Annotated in this window: 14 protein-coding genes; 7 read left to right on the forward strand and 7 right to left on the reverse strand. The window is 62.8% G+C overall.

Annotated features, from left to right (window positions below; all coding sequences use genetic code 11):
• Positions 1-26: 26 nt before the first annotated feature.
• Genes kdsB through PSV38_RS06700 form a run of 5 tightly spaced genes read right to left on the reverse strand, consistent with a single transcriptional unit; the run spans position 27 to position 3227 of the window.
• Positions 27-788, reverse strand: a complete 762-nt coding sequence (gene kdsB, locus PSV38_RS06680) for a 3-deoxy-manno-octulosonate cytidylyltransferase (protein ID WP_300546097.1) — start codon at positions 786-788, stop codon at positions 27-29.
• A gap of 1 nt (position 789) precedes the next feature.
• The gene (locus PSV38_RS06685) at positions 790-1029 is read right to left on the reverse strand and encodes a Trm112 family protein (RefSeq protein ID WP_300546098.1); all 240 of its coding nucleotides are present in this window, start codon (positions 1027-1029) and stop codon (positions 790-792) included.
• A gap of 16 nt (positions 1030-1045) precedes the next feature.
• Entirely contained in the window at positions 1046-2110 is a 1065-nt protein-coding gene (gene lpxK, locus PSV38_RS06690) for a tetraacyldisaccharide 4'-kinase (protein ID WP_300546099.1), read from the reverse strand.
• Between the two features lie 28 nt (positions 2111-2138).
• Entirely contained in the window at positions 2139-2573 is a 435-nt protein-coding gene (locus PSV38_RS06695) for a biopolymer transporter ExbD (protein ID WP_300546397.1), read from the reverse strand.
• A 15-nt stretch (positions 2574-2588) separates the two neighbouring features.
• Entirely contained in the window at positions 2589-3227 is a 639-nt protein-coding gene (locus tag PSV38_RS06700) for a MotA/TolQ/ExbB proton channel family protein (protein ID WP_300546100.1), read from the reverse strand.
• A gap of 364 nt (positions 3228-3591) precedes the next feature.
• Between PSV38_RS06700 and xseA the strand changes: the two genes are divergently transcribed.
• The 6 genes from xseA (at position 3592) to zapE (ending at position 12783) form a co-directional block, all read left to right on the forward strand.
• Positions 3592-4908 (forward strand): exodeoxyribonuclease VII large subunit, encoded by a 1317-nt coding sequence (xseA, locus tag PSV38_RS06705; RefSeq protein WP_300546101.1) that lies wholly within the window; start codon positions 3592-3594, stop codon positions 4906-4908.
• Between the two features lie 89 nt (positions 4909-4997).
• Positions 4998-5579, forward strand: coding sequence for a Fe-Mn family superoxide dismutase (locus tag PSV38_RS06710; protein ID WP_300546102.1), 582 nt, complete (start codon positions 4998-5000; stop codon positions 5577-5579).
• 303 nt (positions 5580-5882) lie between these two features.
• Positions 5883-8741 (forward strand): 2-oxoglutarate dehydrogenase E1 component, encoded by a 2859-nt coding sequence (locus PSV38_RS06715; protein WP_300546104.1) that lies wholly within the window; start codon positions 5883-5885, stop codon positions 8739-8741.
• A gap of 68 nt (positions 8742-8809) precedes the next feature.
• A complete protein-coding gene (gene odhB / locus PSV38_RS06720) occupies positions 8810-10096 on the forward strand; it encodes a 2-oxoglutarate dehydrogenase complex dihydrolipoyllysine-residue succinyltransferase (protein WP_300546105.1) in 1287 nt (428 codons plus the stop codon).
• Positions 10097-10173: 77 nt separating this feature from the next.
• A complete protein-coding gene (lpdA, locus tag PSV38_RS06725) occupies positions 10174-11601 on the forward strand; it encodes a dihydrolipoyl dehydrogenase (protein WP_300546106.1) in 1428 nt (475 codons plus the stop codon).
• A gap of 63 nt (positions 11602-11664) precedes the next feature.
• Positions 11665-12783: a cell division protein ZapE gene (gene zapE / locus PSV38_RS06730; RefSeq protein WP_300546107.1), complete on the forward strand. Its 1119-nt coding sequence runs from the start codon at positions 11665-11667 to the stop codon at positions 12781-12783.
• Between the two features lie 2 nt (positions 12784-12785).
• Here the strand turns inward: zapE and PSV38_RS06735 are convergent, their stop codons facing one another.
• The gene (locus PSV38_RS06735; RefSeq protein WP_300546109.1) at positions 12786-13553 is read right to left on the reverse strand and encodes a protein phosphatase 2C domain-containing protein; all 768 of its coding nucleotides are present in this window, start codon (positions 13551-13553) and stop codon (positions 12786-12788) included.
• A 99-nt stretch (positions 13554-13652) separates the two neighbouring features.
• Here PSV38_RS06735 and PSV38_RS06740 point away from each other — a divergent pair, with 99 nt between their 5' ends.
• Positions 13653-13856, forward strand: a complete 204-nt coding sequence (locus PSV38_RS06740; protein WP_300546110.1) for a DUF465 domain-containing protein — start codon at positions 13653-13655, stop codon at positions 13854-13856.
• A 24-nt stretch (positions 13857-13880) separates the two neighbouring features.
• Here the strand turns inward: PSV38_RS06740 and PSV38_RS06745 are convergent, their stop codons facing one another.
• Entirely contained in the window at positions 13881-15362 is a 1482-nt protein-coding gene (locus PSV38_RS06745) for a methyl-accepting chemotaxis protein (protein ID WP_300546111.1), read from the reverse strand.
• Positions 15363-15473: the final 111 nt, after the last annotated feature.

The raw sequence follows: 15473 nt of genomic DNA on the forward strand, positions 1-15473 counted from the left end.
GATAGCACGCGGCGTTCATTCAACCCTCAAGTTCTACCCTCGAACAGGGCGCGAACACGGGCCAGATCTTCGGGGGTATCCACCCCAGGACCGGGTGGGGTCAGGGCCACATGAACCGCGATGCGTTCGCCATGCCAAAGCACGCGCAATTGCTCCAGCGATTCGACCGCTTCCAGGGGGCTGGGGGGCAGTTGCGGATAGCGGCGCAGGAAGCCCGCGCGGTAACCGTAGATGCCGATGTGGCGCAATGGGGCGCCCGCGCCAGTGGCAGGGTGCCCCGGCGCGGGCGCATCGCGCCACCAGGGGATCGGTGCGCGCGAAAAATACAAGGCACGCCCCATGGCATCGGTGACCACCTTGACCACGTTGGGACTGCCAAACTGGCTGGCATCGTCGATGGGATGGGCGGCCGTGCTGACCACGCAATCGGGGCGCTGGTCGAGCTGGTCCGCGCAGGCGTTGATCAGTTCGGGGTCGATCAGCGGCTCATCGCCCTGCACGTTGACCACGGCATCATCGCCATCCAGGCCCAATTGCACACAGGCCTCGGCCAGCCGGTCGCTGCCGGTGGGGTGGTCGGCCCGGGTCAGCACGACCCGCACGCCGTGGGCTTCGCATGCCGCGGCCACTTCAGGTGAATCCGTGGCCACCACGACCTGGCTGGCCCGGCTCTGGGCGGCGCGTTGCGCCACGCGCACGATCATCGGCAGGCCGGCGAGGTCGGCCAACGGCTTATTGGGCAGGCGGGTCGAGGCCAGCCGCGCCGGGATCAGCACCGAAAAGCCCATGTCAGGCTGCGCCCGCGTCGTGGGCCGCACCAGGCTGGCCGGTCAGCAAAGCGGCGTTGGGGATGGGATCGTCGTGGTCTTCCACCGGCTGGGCTTCGCTTTCCAGCATGACCGGGATGCCGTCGCGGATGGGATAAGCCAGCCGATCGGCTGCGCAGATCAGGGCCTGGCCTTGTGGCTTGCGGTGCAGCGGGCCTTTGCACAGTGGGCAGACCAGCAGTTCGATGAGTCGAGTGTCCATCGGGGTGAGTTTTCCGTTAAAGGTGAGGGCAGGGCAGGCGTGCCAGCGCCGAGTCGATCGCTTGCCAGAAGCTGGGCTCAGGCCTGAAGTCTAGGGCCGCCACCCACACTTGCGTGCTCGGGCGTTCCTGGCGCACTCGCTCAGGCCTCATTTTGACGGCGTCTTTCTCGGTCACGATGACGTGGGCGATGCCTTCTGGCCAAGGCAAGGTGGTGTAGGGATCATGGTCGTCGCAGGCCACGGGGTGCGTGTTGAAGCCCAAGGCTGCGAGTCGGTCGAAAAACTTGGGGGGGTGGGCGATGCCGGCGACGGCCCAGGCGCCGTCACGGGGTGGCTGCAGGCTGGCATCGCCCGCCTCGCCTGACCACCATTGACCCAGTGGCTGCATGGGCGACATGCCGCGCTGCGCCAAGTGGCCCTTCAAGGATGTGGTGGGTTGCGCTGCGTTGTACAAAACAATGGGCGCGGCCACGAGTGATGCGGGGGCCATGGGGGCGATGGGTTCGCGCAAAGGCCCCGCAGGCAGCAGCCAGCCATTGCTGGCACCACGTTCGTCAAACACCACGACTTCGATCTGGCGGGCCAGGCGCAAATGCTGCAGGCCGTCGTCGCAGACCAGGATGTCGATGTCCGGGCGGGCCCTGCGCAAAGCGAGTCCACCCGCGACACGATCGCGGCCGACCATCACCGGCACGTGGGTGCGCCGCCAGATCAGCAGGGGTTCGTCCCCCACCTCGGCAGCGCTCAACTGGTCTGCTGAAGACTGGTTGATGAGGGTGAAGGGGGGGGCGTCCGCCGCGCGCTTGTAGCCCCGCGTGAGCACCCCCGGATGCCAACCGCCTTGCTGCAGGTGCTGGACGATGGCGATTGTGGCCGGGGTCTTGCCGGCACCGCCCACAATCCGGTTGCCCACGACGAGCACGGGCAGACCTGGAGATTCGGCCTTCATCAGGCCCAGGCGGTACGCTTGTCTTCGCAAGGTGACCAGCAGCCACATCAACGCAGACACGGGCCACAGCAAGACCGGCAAGGCGCCGCGCGATGACCAACTGCGAACGATTCGCTGCGTGATGGAAGCCATCAACAGAAGGCGGGCGTGTGAATGCTGATCAGGGCTGGACTGCAGCCGCGCCCATTTGCCCTTGGGTGGCGAAGGTCAACTGCGACAAGCCGGCACGGCGCGCGGCGTCCATCACGTTGATCACGCTTTGATGCGTGGCCGAGGCATCGGCGGTCAACACGATGACGATGTCACGGTTGGCGCCAGTGCCCGCGGTCAAAGCGGCCGCCAGCAATTCCACGCTGCGCCCTTCAACCGGGCGGTTGTCCACCGAGTAGCGACCATCGGCGGTGACCACAACGACCAGCTCCTTAGGCCGGGGCTTGGTGGACTGCGCGTTGGCCACGGGCAGGTTGATCTTGAGCTCGGTGAACTTGGCGTACGTGGTGGTCAGCATCACGAAGATCAGGACCACCAGCAGCACGTCAATGAACGGGATGAGGTTGATCTCGGGGTCTTCGCGGTGTCGCGTGCGGAAATTCATCGACATGGCGCGTGCTCAGCGGCGGCCCGAGGTCAGGCGCAGGATGTGCGGCACCATGCGTTCGGCGGCTTGTTCCAGGTCGAGCGTGTAGGAATCGACCCGGGCCCGGAAATGCCGATAAAACGCCAGCGAAGGGATGGCCACGATCAGGCCAAAGGCCGTGTTGTACAGGGCCACCGAGATGCCATGCGCCAACTCCAGGGGGTTGGCGCCAGCCGTGCCCGATGACGCACCTGACACCCCGAAGATCTCGATCATGCCCACCACCGTGCCCAGCAGCCCCAGCAAAGGGGCGGCGCTGGCAATGGTGCCCAGGGCGCTGAGATTGCGCTCCATGTCGTGCACCGCCTGGCGGCCTGCGGTCTCGAACGAGGCCCGCAGATTGGCGTCGGTGACGCGGGGTTCGGCCATGGCCGTGCGCAACCCTTGGGCCAGCACCAACCCCAGCGAGGAGTTCTCGGCCAGTTTGTTGACCGTGTCCACGGTGGGCAGGCTGGCACGCGTCACGGCCATCACTTCATCGACCAGCCGTGCCGGCGCCACACGAGAGGCGCGCAGGCTCAAAAACCGTTCAATGATCAGGGCCAGGGCCACGATAGAGCACAGCACGAGAGGCCAGATTGGCCAGCCAGCAGCTTGTAAGATCGACAGCAACGAAGACTCCAAAGGTCACGCTAAGCCGCAGATTATGGCGCCGAAATTTGCGCTTTCCGGGCCCGTCCGGATCTCAATGGTGACCAGACAGTCATCCACCAAAGCTGTGGATAACTTTGTGGGTAAGCCACCTTGGCGGCCCGCCAAACCGCGAAAATTCGCGGGTCGCAACAGATTGCTACATTTTTAAGCAGGTAAAAGTCTTTGTGAATCATAAGCTTATGACATTGTTAAGGCTCTGTGACAGCGTTTTAGCCCCTTCCGGCCTTGATCCGCGCGGTTGTGGACTTCCCGAGTCCCTTGCCTGCTGGCGATGCGGCGCATCTGCGGCGTTTGAATCCGCTGCATCTCCTTGGGGTAATCCATGACGGCGCGCGTCTGGGGCGTGTCCGCTCTGATCAACGCGATCAGCGACAGCCTCGCGGCGCGCTTTGCCCAGTGCGTGGTGCGGGGCGAGATCAGTGGCTTCACCCGGGCGGCCAGCGGGCACGGCTACTTCACCTTGAAAGACGAAAACGGCGGGGCCAGCTTGCGCTGCGCCATCTTCCGCCGGGCCTTGTCGCAAGTCGACTTCACGCCCAGCGAGGGCATGTTGGTGGAGGTGCGTGGCAATTTGTCGGTGTACGAGGCGCGTGGCGAGCTGCAGATGGTGGTGGAGGGCATGCAACGGGCAGGTGCCGGTGCGCTCTACGAGCAGTTCCTGCGTCTGAAAGCCAAGCTAGAGGCGGAAGGCCTGTTCGACCCTGCCCGCAAGCGCGGCATCGGACATTTTCCGCGCCGCGTGGCCGTCGTCACCTCCCTGGCTGCGGCAGCCTTGCGAGACGTGCTGACAACGCTGCAGCGGCGCTCGCCCCATGTCGAGGTCGTGGTCGCCCCGTGCTCCGTGCAAGGTGCTGAAGCCCCGGCGCAGATCGTCTCCGCTTTGGCCCAGGTGGTGCTGAGCCACCATGCAGGTCTGCTCATTGACACCGTGATCGTTTGCCGAGGCGGCGGCTCGCTGGAAGATCTGTGGGCTTTTAACGACGAGCGGGTGGTGCGGGCCATTGCCCAATGCCCTATTCCAGTCATCAGTGGTGTGGGCCACGAAACCGATGTGACGTTGGCCGACTTCGCCGCCGATTTGAGGGCGCCCACACCCACGGCCGCTGCTGAACTGGTCGCCCAGGCACAGGCTCAGGCCTTGGGTGATCTGGCCGGCACAGCCCGGGTGATGGGTCAGCGCGTGGGCCAGCGACTCGACAACCTGGCCCAGCGCCTGGACCAAGCGGCGATGCGGCTGGCCCGTCCAGCCCAGGCCTTGAGCCGTCAGCGCCATGACCTGGCCTTGCTGCAGCACCGCATGCTCGGCGCCAGCCAGCGTCGGGTGGGTCTGGCCGCGCAGGCTTTGCCAGTGTGGCAGTCGCGCTTGGTTCGCGCGGTGTCGCAGCAGAGATCGCAGGCCCATCATCGTGTCGATGCACTGCAGAGTCGCCTGCATGCGCTTGATCCCCAACGTGTGCTGGAGCGTGGCTACGCCTGGCTCAGCGATGCGCAAGGACACACCATCACCAAGGCTTCGCAGGCCACGATTGGGTCAACCTTGGACGTTGTTCTGGCCGACGGGCGCTTGGCGGTCGAGGTCTCCCATCGGTCGATGGGCGCGGCGCTGTCATCCGCCGGAGAAGCCACAGCGGCCGACTGAGTTTTGCAGGCATCTGCACGATTGCCTTGAGCACTTGCCTACAATCATCGGAAATCGTTCACGTTTCAACTCGAAGAGGATCAAGCACCATGGCTCACACGCTTCCCCCCCTGCCATACGCCCAAGACGCATTGGCCCCGCACTTGTCGAAAGAAACTTTCGAGTACCACTACGGCAAGCACCACCAAGCCTACGTCACCAACCTGAACAACCTGATCCCCGGCACTGAGTTCGAGAACCTGTCGCTGGAAGACATCATCAAGAAGTCCAGCGGCGGCATCTACAACAACTCGGCCCAGATCTGGAACCACACCTTTTTCTGGAGCTGCATGAAGCCCGCCGGTGGTGGCGAGCCCACGGGCGCCCTGGCGGATGCCATCAACGCCAAGTTCGGCAGCTACGCCGCCTTCAAGGAAGCTTTCACCAAGTCCGCCGTGGGCAACTTCGGTTCCGGCTGGACCTGGCTGGTCAAGAAGCCCGATGGCACCGTTGACATCGTCAACACCGGTGCGGCTGGCACGCCGCTGACCACCGCCGACAAGGCCTTGCTGACCATCGACGTGTGGGAGCATGCCTACTACATCGACTACCGCAATGCGCGCCCCAAGTTCGTTGAAACCTTCCTGACTTCGCTGGTCAATTGGGATTTCGCGGCGCAGAACTTTGCTTGAATCGCCTTGGCGATGTGAGCGTTATCAAGCCGGGCATTGCCCGGCTTTTTTGTTGAGCTGTTTTTGATGAAACGCCTTCAATACCCTGTTGTCGTCTTCAGTATTCGAGGCTTTTGTGCCAAACGCTGCTTTGCGGCTTGAGCGGTGGTACATTCATCCTCGGTTTTATCAGGCCCTTCCCGTCGCCCTTGTTGGATCTCAGAAGTCAGCAAGGCGGGTCGCAATCCGCCAACCGGTCAAGCCGTGTCGCGGAAGGTTTTCAACCAGCCATAACCCAGCAAACCTGGGAGTGAGGTCAGCGAAATGATGCAGCAGTTCAGGTCGAACTCGTACCTGTTCGGGGGAAACGCCCCGTACGTCGAAGAGTTGTACGAGGCCTATCTCGACAACCCGGGCTCTGTGCCCGACAACTGGCGGTCGTACTTCGACGCCTTGTCCAACGTCCCCGCCACGGACGGCTCCGATCACCGAGATGTGGCCCACGCGCCCGTCGTCGAATCGTTTGCCCAGCGCGCCAAGGCCAACGCCTTCATGGTCAAGACCAGCAGTGCTGATCTGGCCGTCGCCCGCAAGCAAGTCCATGTGCAGTCGTTGATTGCTGCCTATCGTTTCCTCGGCTCCCGCTGGGCCGACCTCGATCCCCTCAAGCGCCAGGAGCGCCCCAAGCTGCCCGAGCTGGAGCCCGCGTTCTACGACCTGACCGAGTCCGACATGGACATCACGTTCAGCGCCACGAACACGTACTTCACCAAGGCCGAGCAAATGTCCCTGCGGGACATCCTGCAAGCCTTGCGCGAGACTTATTGCGGCTCGATCGGCACCGAGTTCATGCACATCACCGAGCCGACCGAGAAGCGCTGGTGGCAGGAGAAGCTGGAAAGCATCCGCGCCAAGCCCTCGTTCAGCGTCGAGAAGAAAAAGCACATCCTTGACCGCCTCACGGCCTCTGAAGGCCTGGAGCGCTTCCTGCACACCAAGTACGTCGGCCAAAAGCGTTTCTCGCTGGAAGGCGGTGAAAGCTTCATCGCGTGCATGGACGAGCTGATCCAACGCGGCGGCGAAAAGGGCGTGCAAGAGATCATCATCGGCATGGCCCACCGGGGTCGCCTCAATGTGCTGGTCAACACCCTGGGCAAGCAGCCTTCCGAATTGTTCTCGGAGTTCGACCACACCGCCCCTGAAAACCTGCCTTCCGGCGACGTGAAGTACCACCAGGGCTTCTCCAGCGACGTGAGCACCGACGGTGGTCCCGTCCACTTGTCCCTGTCCTTCAACCCCTCGCACCTCGAGATTGTCAACCCTGTGATCGAAGGTTCGGTGAAGGCCCGCCAGGACCGCCGTGGCGACACGTCAGGGGACCAGGTCCTGCCCGTGCAAGTGCACGGCGACGCCGCCTTTGCCGGTCAAGGCGTGGTGATGGAAACCTTGGCCCTGGCCCAGACCCGGGGTTACTACACGGGTGGCACGGTCCACATCGTCATCAACAACCAGATCGGTTTCACCACCTCGGACCCACGCGACAGCCGCTCCACGCTGTATTGCACCGACGTGGTCAAGATGATCGAGGCGCCGGTGCTGCACGTCAATGGCGATGATGCCGAAGCCGTGGTGCTGTGCACGCAACTGGCTTTGGACTACCGTCAGGAGTTCAACAAGGACGTGGTCGTGGACATCGTCTGCTTCCGCAAGCTGGGCCACAACGAGCAAGACACGCCGTCGATGACCCAGCCGCTGATGTACAAGAAGATCGGCCAGCACCCTGGCACGCGCAGGGTTTACGGCGACAAGCTGGTGGCCCAAGGCACGATCGCGGCCGAGGTGCCCGATCAGATGGTCAAGGATTACCGCGCCGCGATGGAAGCCGGCAAGCACACGGTCGACCCGGTGCTGACCAACTTCAAGAGCAAGTACGCGGTCGACTGGACGCCTTACCTGAACAAGAAGTGGACCGATGCGGCCGACACCGCCTTGCCACTGGCCGAGTTCCGACGCCTGGCCGAACGCATCACCACCGTCCCCGCCAACTTCAAGCCGCACCCCTTGGTGCAGAAGGTCATTGATGACCGCGCGGCCATGGGCCGTGGTGAGGTGAATGTGGACTGGGGCATGGGCGAGCACATGGCTTTTGCCTCGCTGGTGGCCTCGGGCTACCCGGTGCGCCTGTCGGGCGAAGACTGCGGACGCGGCACCTTCACCCACCGCCACTCGGTGCTGCACGATCAGAACCGCGAGAAGTGGGACACGGGCACCTACATCCCCCTGCAGCACGTGGCCGACAACCAGGCCCCGTATGTCGTCATCGACTCCATCCTGTCTGAAGAGGCGGTGCTGGGCTTTGAATACGGCTACGCCAGCGCCGATCCCAACACCCTGGTGATCTGGGAAGCGCAGTTCGGTGACTTCGCCAACGGTGCGCAAGTGGTGATCGACCAGTTCATCGCCTCGGGTGAAGTGAAGTGGGGCCGGGCCAATGGCCTGACCTTGATGCTGCCGCACGGCTATGAAGGCCAAGGCCCCGAGCACAGCTCGGCCCGCCTGGAGCGCTTCATGCAGCTGGCCGCCGACAACAACATGCAGATCTGCCAGCCCACTTCGGCCAGCCAGATCTTCCACCTGTTGCGCCGCCAGATGGTGCGCATGTTCCGCAAGCCCTTGGTCATCATGACGCCCAAGTCGCTGCTGCGCATGAAGGACGCGACCTCGCCCCTGACCGAGTTCACGCGCGGTGAGTTCCGCACCGTGATCCCAGAGACGGACGCGACGGTGGACAACGCCAGCGTCAAGCGTTTGATCGCTTGCTCGGGCAAGGTCTATTACGACCTGGTCAAGAAGCGCACCGAGAAGAAGAACACTGACACGGCCATCGTCCGCGTCGAGCAGCTGTACCCCTTCCCGCACAAGGCCTTCGCGGCCGAGCTGAAGAAGTACCCCAACCTGACCGACTTGGTCTGGTGCCAGGACGAGCCGCAAAACCAGGGCTCATGGTTCTTCGTGCAGCACTACATCCACGAAAACATGGCAGAAGGTCAAAAGCTGGGTTATGCCGGTCGGCCAGCGTCTGCCTCGCCCGCCGTGGGGTATGCGCACCTGCACCAGGAGCAGCTCAAAGCGCTGCTTGATCAAGCCTTCGCCAAGCTCAAGGGCTTCGTCCTCACCAAATAAGTCATTGCGGGCCCCGCGCACCGCCATGGCTGGTGCGCGAAGTTGCCCTCGCGTCTGGAGAAAAATTCATGGCACTCGTTGAAGTCAAAGTCCCCCAACTCTCGGAATCCGTGTCCGAGGCCACCCTGCTGAACTGGAAGAAAAAACCAGGTGAAGCCGTCGCACTGGACGAAATCCTGATCGAAGTCGAGACCGACAAGGTTGTGCTCGAAGTCCCGTCACCCGTTGCTGGTGTGATGGCGCAACTCGTTCGCAATGATGGCGACACCGTCGCCAGCGAAGAGGTGATCGCCCGCATCGACACCGAAGGCACCGAAGCGGTCAGCCCCTTGCCTGTCAAGGCTTTGCCTGAAACGGCGCCAGCCCCGGCCGCCCCGGCGGCCACAGCACCTGCCGCTGGTGGCTCCAAGGCCGATGTGGCCATGCCGGCCGCTGCCAAGCTGCTGGCCGACAACAAGCTGAGCACGTCCCAGGTGCCGGGCACCGGCAAGGATGGCCGGGTCACCAAGGGGGATGTGCTGCAAGCCGTGGCGGGTGGCACAGTTGCCCCGGCGCCGGCTGCTACCGCAGCGCCTGCCGCCAAGGCGATTCCCACGGGTGTGCCAGCAAGCTCACTGCCTGCGGTGCAAGTGCCCGGCCTGCCCAACCTGTCCGACCGCCCCGAGCAGCGCGTGCCGATGAGCCGCCTGCGCGCCCGCGTCGCCGAGCGCCTGCTGCAATCGCAAGCCACCAACGCCATCCTGACCACCTTCAACGAGGTGAACATGGCCCCGGTGATGGAGATGCGCAAGAAGTTCCAGGAGAAGTTCGAGAAAGAACACGGCGTCAAGCTGGGCTTCATGAGCTTCTTCGTCAAGGCGGCGGTACATGCCCTGAAGAAGTACCCGGTCATCAACGCTTCGATCGATGGCACGGACATCGTGTACCACGGCTACTTCGACATCGGCGTGGCCGTGGGCTCGCCCCGTGGCCTGGTGGTGCCGGTGCTGCGCAACGTTGATCAGATGACCTTCGCCGAGATCGAAAAGAAGATTGCCGAGTTTGGCGTCAAGGCGCGTGACGGCAAGCTGAGCCTGGAAGACCTGACCGGCGGCACCTTCTCCATCTCGAATGGCGGCGTATTCGGCTCGATGCTGTCCACCCCGATCATCAATCCGCCTCAGTCGGCCATCCTGGGCGTGCACGCCACCAAGGACCGCGCCGTGGTCGAGAACGGTCAGATCGTGATCCGCCCGATCAACTACCTGGCCATGTCGTACGACCACCGCATCATCGACGGCCGCGAAGCCGTGCTGGGCCTGGTGGCCATGAAGGAAGCGCTGGAAGACCCCGCCCGCCTGCTGTTCGACATCTGACCCCATAACTTGTTTTTTGCGGCCGGGCGCGCCTCACAAGGGCGCGCTCCGGACTTGCAAACCCAGGAGATTTCCCCATGTCCCAAGAATTCGACGTCATCGTCATCGGCGGTGGCCCTGGCGGCTACATCGCCGCCATCCGCGCGGCCCAACTGGGCTTCAAAGTGGCCTGCCTCGACGAGTGGAAGAACGCCAAGGGCGGCCCTGCACCCGGCGGCACTTGCACGAACGTGGGTTGCATCCCGTCCAAGGCCTTGCTGCAGTCGTCCGAGCATTACGACCACGCGGCGCACCACTTCGCTGACCACGGCATCAAGGTCGAAGGCCTGAGCCTGGATCTGGCCAAGCTGCTGTCGCGCAAGGACACCGTCGTCAAGCAGAACAATGACGGCATCCTGTATCTGTTCAAGAAGAACAAGATCACGTTCTTCCATGGCCGTGGCGCTTTCGCCAAGGCCGCTGATGGTGGCTATGAAATCGCCGTGGCCGGCGACAAGCCCGACACCCTCATGGGCAAGCACATCATCCTCGCCACGGGCTCGAACGCCCGTCAGTTGCCTGGGGCTGCTTTCGACGAGCAACAGATCCTCTCCAATGACGGCGCCTTGAACATCGCCAATGTGCCCAAGAAACTGGGCGTGGTTGGCTCCGGGGTGATTGGCCTGGAAATGGGCTCGGTGTGGCGCCGTCTGGGCGCTGAAGTCACCATCCTTGAAGCATTGCCCGGTTTCCTGGGGGCGGTGGACGAGCAAGTGGCCAAGGAAGCCCAGAAGGTCTTCACCAAGCAAGGCTTGAAATTCCAGTTCGGCGTCAAGATCAGCGAGGTCAAGGCGGGCAAGAAGGGCGTGTCTGTGGCCTACACGGATGCCGCCGGTGCCGAGCAAAAGCTGGACGTGGACAAGCTCATCGTCTCCATCGGCCGGGTGCCCAACACCATCGGCCTGAACGCCGAAGCCGTGGGCTTGAAGCTGGATGAACGCGGTGCCATCGTGGTGGACGACGACTGCAAGACCAACCTGCCCAATGTGTGGGCAGTGGGTGATGTGGTGCGTGGCCCCATGCTGGCGCACAAGGCAGAAGAAGAGGGCGTGGCGGTGGCCGAGCGCATCGCGGGCCAGCATGGCCACGTCAACTTCAACACGATTCCCTGGGTGATCTACACCAGCCCGGAGATCGCCTGGGTCGGCAAAACCGAACAGGCGTTGAAAGCGGAGGGCCGGCCCTACAAGGCCGGTTCCTTCCCCTTTGCCGCTAATGGGCGCGCTCGCGCGCTGGGCGACACCACCGGTTTCGTGAAGTTCCTGGCCGACGAGAAGACCGACGAGATCCTGGGCGTGCACATCATTGGCCCGCAGGCCAGCGAGCTGATCTCCGAGGCCGTGGTGGCCATGGAGTTCAAGGCCAGCGCCGAGGACATCGCCCGCATCTGCCACGCTCACCCATCGTTGAGCGAGGCCACCAAGGAAGCCGCCTTGGCCGTGGACAAGCGAACCTTGAACTTCTGATTTCTGGCATCATCGATTGGTAAAGACAAAGGGGCGGCCGCCGAGGTCGCCCCGATTCATTTCATGGCATCGCAGCACTCCAACATCACCGTCACCGACCTGTATCACCAGAGCTTGAAGGAGCGGGGATACGTGGCCGATGCGGCCCAGCTCAAGGGCATCGCCTCCCTACAGCGCTGCCAGGATGAGTGGTCGGTCTACAAGTCACAGCGCTCCAATGCCCTCACCAAGATGTTGCGCTACCCCAATCTGCCCAAGGGGGTGTACCTGCATGGCGGCGTGGGGCGTGGCAAGAGCTTCATCATGGATTGCTTCTTCCAGGCGGTGCCGCTGGAACGCAAGACGCGCTTGCACTTTCACGAGTTCATGCGGGAGGTGCACCGGCAGTTGCATGAGCTGAAAGGTCAGGCCGACCCGCTGGAAATCCTGGCCAAGCGCATGGGGCGCCGCCACCGCATTGTCTGCTTCGATGAATTTCACGTGGCAGACGTGACTGACGCGATGATCCTGCACCGCTTGCTGGATGCGATGTTCCGCAACCGCATGAGCATCATCACCACGTCCAATTTTCACCCGGACCAGCTGTACCCCAATGGTCTGCACCGTGATCGCGTCCTGCCGGCCATCGAGCTTTTGAAAAGCCAGTTGGAGGTGGTCAACGTGGACAACGGCACCGACTACCGCCAGCGCACGCTGGAGCTGGCCAACCTGTACCTGACCCCGTTGGGGCCGGATGTAGTTGCTCAGATGACGGAGATCTTCAACCAGTTGGCCGAGTCGGCCGATGAAGATCCGACCTTGAACATCGAGCACCGTGTGCTGAAGGCCCGTCGCAAAGCCGGCGGCGTGGTGTGGTTTGACTTCCAGACTTTGTGTGGCGGCCCGCGCTCACAGAACGATTACCTGGAGCTGGCCACGCGCTTTCACACCATCGTGCTCAGCGATGTGCCGCACATGCCGGTGCGTCTGGCTGCCGAGGCCCGCCGCTTCACCTGGTTGGTGGACGTGCTCTATGACCGGCGAGTCAAGCTGGTGGTGTCGGCCGCGGTGCCGCCAGAGCAGCTTTACACCGAGGGACCGCTGGCGCACGAGTTTCCGCGCACCGTGTCTCGCTTGAACGAGATGCAGTCCAAGGAATACCTCAGCGAAGAAAAACGCAACGTTGATACCTCGCTGACCTGAGCTCAGTGCGAGGATTCGATGCGCACCAGCGCCAGCGACAGGTTGTCGCCCCCCGCACGTGCGCGGTGGCGCGCCTTGCCCACGAGCATTTCGGCCGCTTCACGCGGCGGTAGCGTGTGCACGATCGCGCCCAACTCCTTGGGAGTGAAGTAGTGCCAAAGCCCATCGCTGCAGGCCAGCAGCGAGTCGCCCACTTCCAGTTGGTGGATGTGGTGGATGGTGGTGGGGGGATCTTGCTGGGTGCCCAGACATCCGGTCAGCAGGTTGGACTGCGGGTGCACATTGGCTTCTTCCTCGCTGATCTGGCCCTCGTTGACCAGGCGCTGCACGAAGGAGTGGTCCATGGTCCGGTGCACCAGCTCCGGCCCCCTGAAGTGGTAAACGCGGGAATCACCCGCGTGCACCATCACCGCCGACAAATCGGGGTTGACCATGAACGCCGCCACCGTGCTGTGGGGCTCTTCTTCAAAAGCGATGGCCGTCAGCTTGATCATGAGGTGAGACTCCTCGACCAACTGCTGAAGGTTCTGCCCGGCCTCGTCTTTGGACGGCACGTAGCGGTCAAACACCTGGCGCGAGGTCATGATCACCTGATCGGCGGCTTTGCGGCCCCCGCTTTTGCCGCCCATGCCATCGGCCACGACCGCCAGCAGGCAGCCGGGCGCTCGGGGATGGGGCAAAATCTCGACCTGGTCTTGCTGGTAGGGGCGGTCGCCTTTGTGGATGCCTGTGGCGGCCACAAGGCGATAACTGGTCGGTGTCAGAGTCATTGGAAAACTATAATCCCTAAATGATGGGGTCCGAGGGGCGGCGAGTCCTCGGGTCATCCCTTGTTCAGGCGCCTGTCAGCGAGTACTGTTGCGTACCAGATGCAAGAAAACCTGCATTTCCCTCATCGCCAGTTGATCGAGTTGCGCATGGAGCATGCCGACCTGGACAATTTGATCGATCTTGCGGCCGAACAGGCCCCCGTCGACGAGTTGACTTTGCGTCGGCTCAAGAAGCGTCGGCTGTTGTTGCGAGACCGCATCGCGCGCCTTGAACGCCTGCTCGACCCGAAGGAGCCCGCCTGAGCGATCCCTCCTGCACGGCGGCCCTCACGTCGGGAGGGTGAAGCGGGAAACATCGTTCGCCAGCGCGCCTGCCAGGTTGTGCATCTCGGTTGCCGCGGCGGCGGTCTGCTCCACGAGCGCTGCGTTGGCCTGGGTCATGCGGTCCAGTTCGTGCACGGCTTGTCCGATCTGCCCGATGCCCGAGGTCTGCTCGCGCACGCCCGTGCCCACCTCGATCAGCAACTCGTTGACGTGCTGTGAAGACGACACGATTTCCTGAATGGTTTCGCCGGCACGTCTAACCACCTCGGTACCGGTCTCGACCTGATCCACGCTTTTGCCGATCAAGGTCTTGATTTCCTTGGCGGCTTCTGCGCTGCGCTGCGCCAGCATTCGCACTTCGCTGGCCACCACCGCGAAGCCGCGCCCTTGTTCGCCTGCGCGAGCGGCCTCGACGGCGGCGTTGAGCGCCAGGATGTTGGTCTGGAATGCGATCGCGTCAATCGCCGAAGTGATCTCTCCGATCTTGGTCGATGAGCCTCGGATGGCGTCCATGGTGTCGATCACTTGCTTCATCAGGTGCCCGCCCTTCGAGGCGATGTCAGCGTTGTGACGAGCCATCAGAGAGACTTCCGCGGTGTGTTCAGCCGTGCTTTTGATGGTCGATGAAATCTGTTCCATGGAGGCGGCCGTTTCTTCCAGGCTGGCAGCGGCTTGCTCCGTTCGTGCAGACAGATCCATGGCGCCGCCAGCGATTTCGCCGCTGGAATGAACAATGCCTTGGCTGGCCAGTCGCACCTTCAGCACCATGCTGCGCAAGGACTCCTGGGTGGCTCGCAGATCCAGCATAAGTTCCGCCGCTTCGTCCTTGCCCCAGGGCAATGGAGAGGTGGTGAGGTCACCTTGTGTGATGGCATGCAGATGGCGCCGAGTTTCCTTCAATCCACCGCTCATGACCTTGTAAAAGCTCACGAACAGGTAACCGGCCGCCAGGAGAACGGTCAGCACGGTCAAAGATACCCACTTTAGTTCGCTCAGCATGGCCTGGCGCAGATCGTCAATGTAGACGCCGCTCCCCAGAACCCAGCCCCAGGGCTCAAAGCCCTGCACGTATGACACCTTGTCCATGGGCTCGTCGCTGCCGGGCCGGGGCCATTGGTAGGCCACGAAGCCTTTGCCGCTTTTGCGAATGATGTCCACCATGGCTTCGAACAAGGCAAAGCCGTTTGGATCTTTCATCTGCCCAATGTCTTGGCCATTCAGCTCCGGTTTGATCGGATGCATGACCATGCGCGGAGTCATGTCATTGATCCAGAAGTACTGCTTGTCGTCGTAGCGCAAGTTGGCAATCAACTTGCTGGCCATGGCCTGCGCGTGCGCACGATCCAAGGTGCCTTGGGTTTCCTGGGCGTGAGCCTGGACGATGATGCCGTGCACGATTTCCACATGCTGGCGGATGGCATCCTTGCGAGCTTGTAGCGAGTGCTCGTATCCATTCATGGTCTGCCAGCCAAGCAAGGTGGCCATGGGCAGAAAAAAGGCCATTGAGATGATCAATGCCTTGGCGGTAAAACCAAGGCGCCGAAAAAGGCGCACGCCCGGGGCCCACAATCCGTGGTGGGTAAAGAATCCGGAGTC

It is taken from the genome of Aquabacterium sp. (genome assembly GCF_029946005.1).
Taxonomy (GTDB): domain Bacteria; phylum Pseudomonadota; class Gammaproteobacteria; order Burkholderiales; family Burkholderiaceae_C; genus Aquabacterium.

Bases quoted from the DNA above. Each gene is read 5' to 3' on its own strand.
- kdsB (WP_300546097.1), bottom strand. From the start codon at position 788: ATGGGCTTTTCGGTGCTGATCCCGGCGCGGCTGGCCTCGACCCGCCTG.
- PSV38_RS06685 (WP_300546098.1), bottom strand. From the start codon at position 1,029: ATGGACACTCGACTCATCGAACTGCTGGTCTGCCCACTGTGCAAAGGC.
- lpxK (WP_300546099.1), bottom strand. From the start codon at position 2,110: ATGGCTTCCATCACGCAGCGAATCGTTCGCAGTTGGTCATCGCGCGGC.
- PSV38_RS06695 (WP_300546397.1), bottom strand. From the start codon at position 2,573: ATGAATTTCCGCACGCGACACCGCGAAGACCCCGAGATCAACCTCATC.
- xseA (WP_300546101.1), top strand. From the start codon at position 3,592: ATGACGGCGCGCGTCTGGGGCGTGTCCGCTCTGATCAACGCGATCAGC.
- PSV38_RS06710 (WP_300546102.1), top strand. From the start codon at position 4,998: ATGGCTCACACGCTTCCCCCCCTGCCATACGCCCAAGACGCATTGGCC.
- PSV38_RS06715 (WP_300546104.1), top strand. From the start codon at position 5,883: ATGATGCAGCAGTTCAGGTCGAACTCGTACCTGTTCGGGGGAAACGCC.
- odhB (WP_300546105.1), top strand. From the start codon at position 8,810: ATGGCACTCGTTGAAGTCAAAGTCCCCCAACTCTCGGAATCCGTGTCC.
- lpdA (WP_300546106.1), top strand. From the start codon at position 10,174: ATGTCCCAAGAATTCGACGTCATCGTCATCGGCGGTGGCCCTGGCGGC.
- zapE (WP_300546107.1), top strand. From the start codon at position 11,665: ATGGCATCGCAGCACTCCAACATCACCGTCACCGACCTGTATCACCAG.
- PSV38_RS06735 (WP_300546109.1), bottom strand. From the start codon at position 13,553: ATGACTCTGACACCGACCAGTTATCGCCTTGTGGCCGCCACAGGCATC.
- PSV38_RS06740 (WP_300546110.1), top strand. From the start codon at position 13,653: ATGCAAGAAAACCTGCATTTCCCTCATCGCCAGTTGATCGAGTTGCGC.
- PSV38_RS06745 (WP_300546111.1), bottom strand. From the start codon at position 15,362: ATGGCCACCTTGCTTGGCTGGCAGACCATGAATGGATACGAGCACTCG.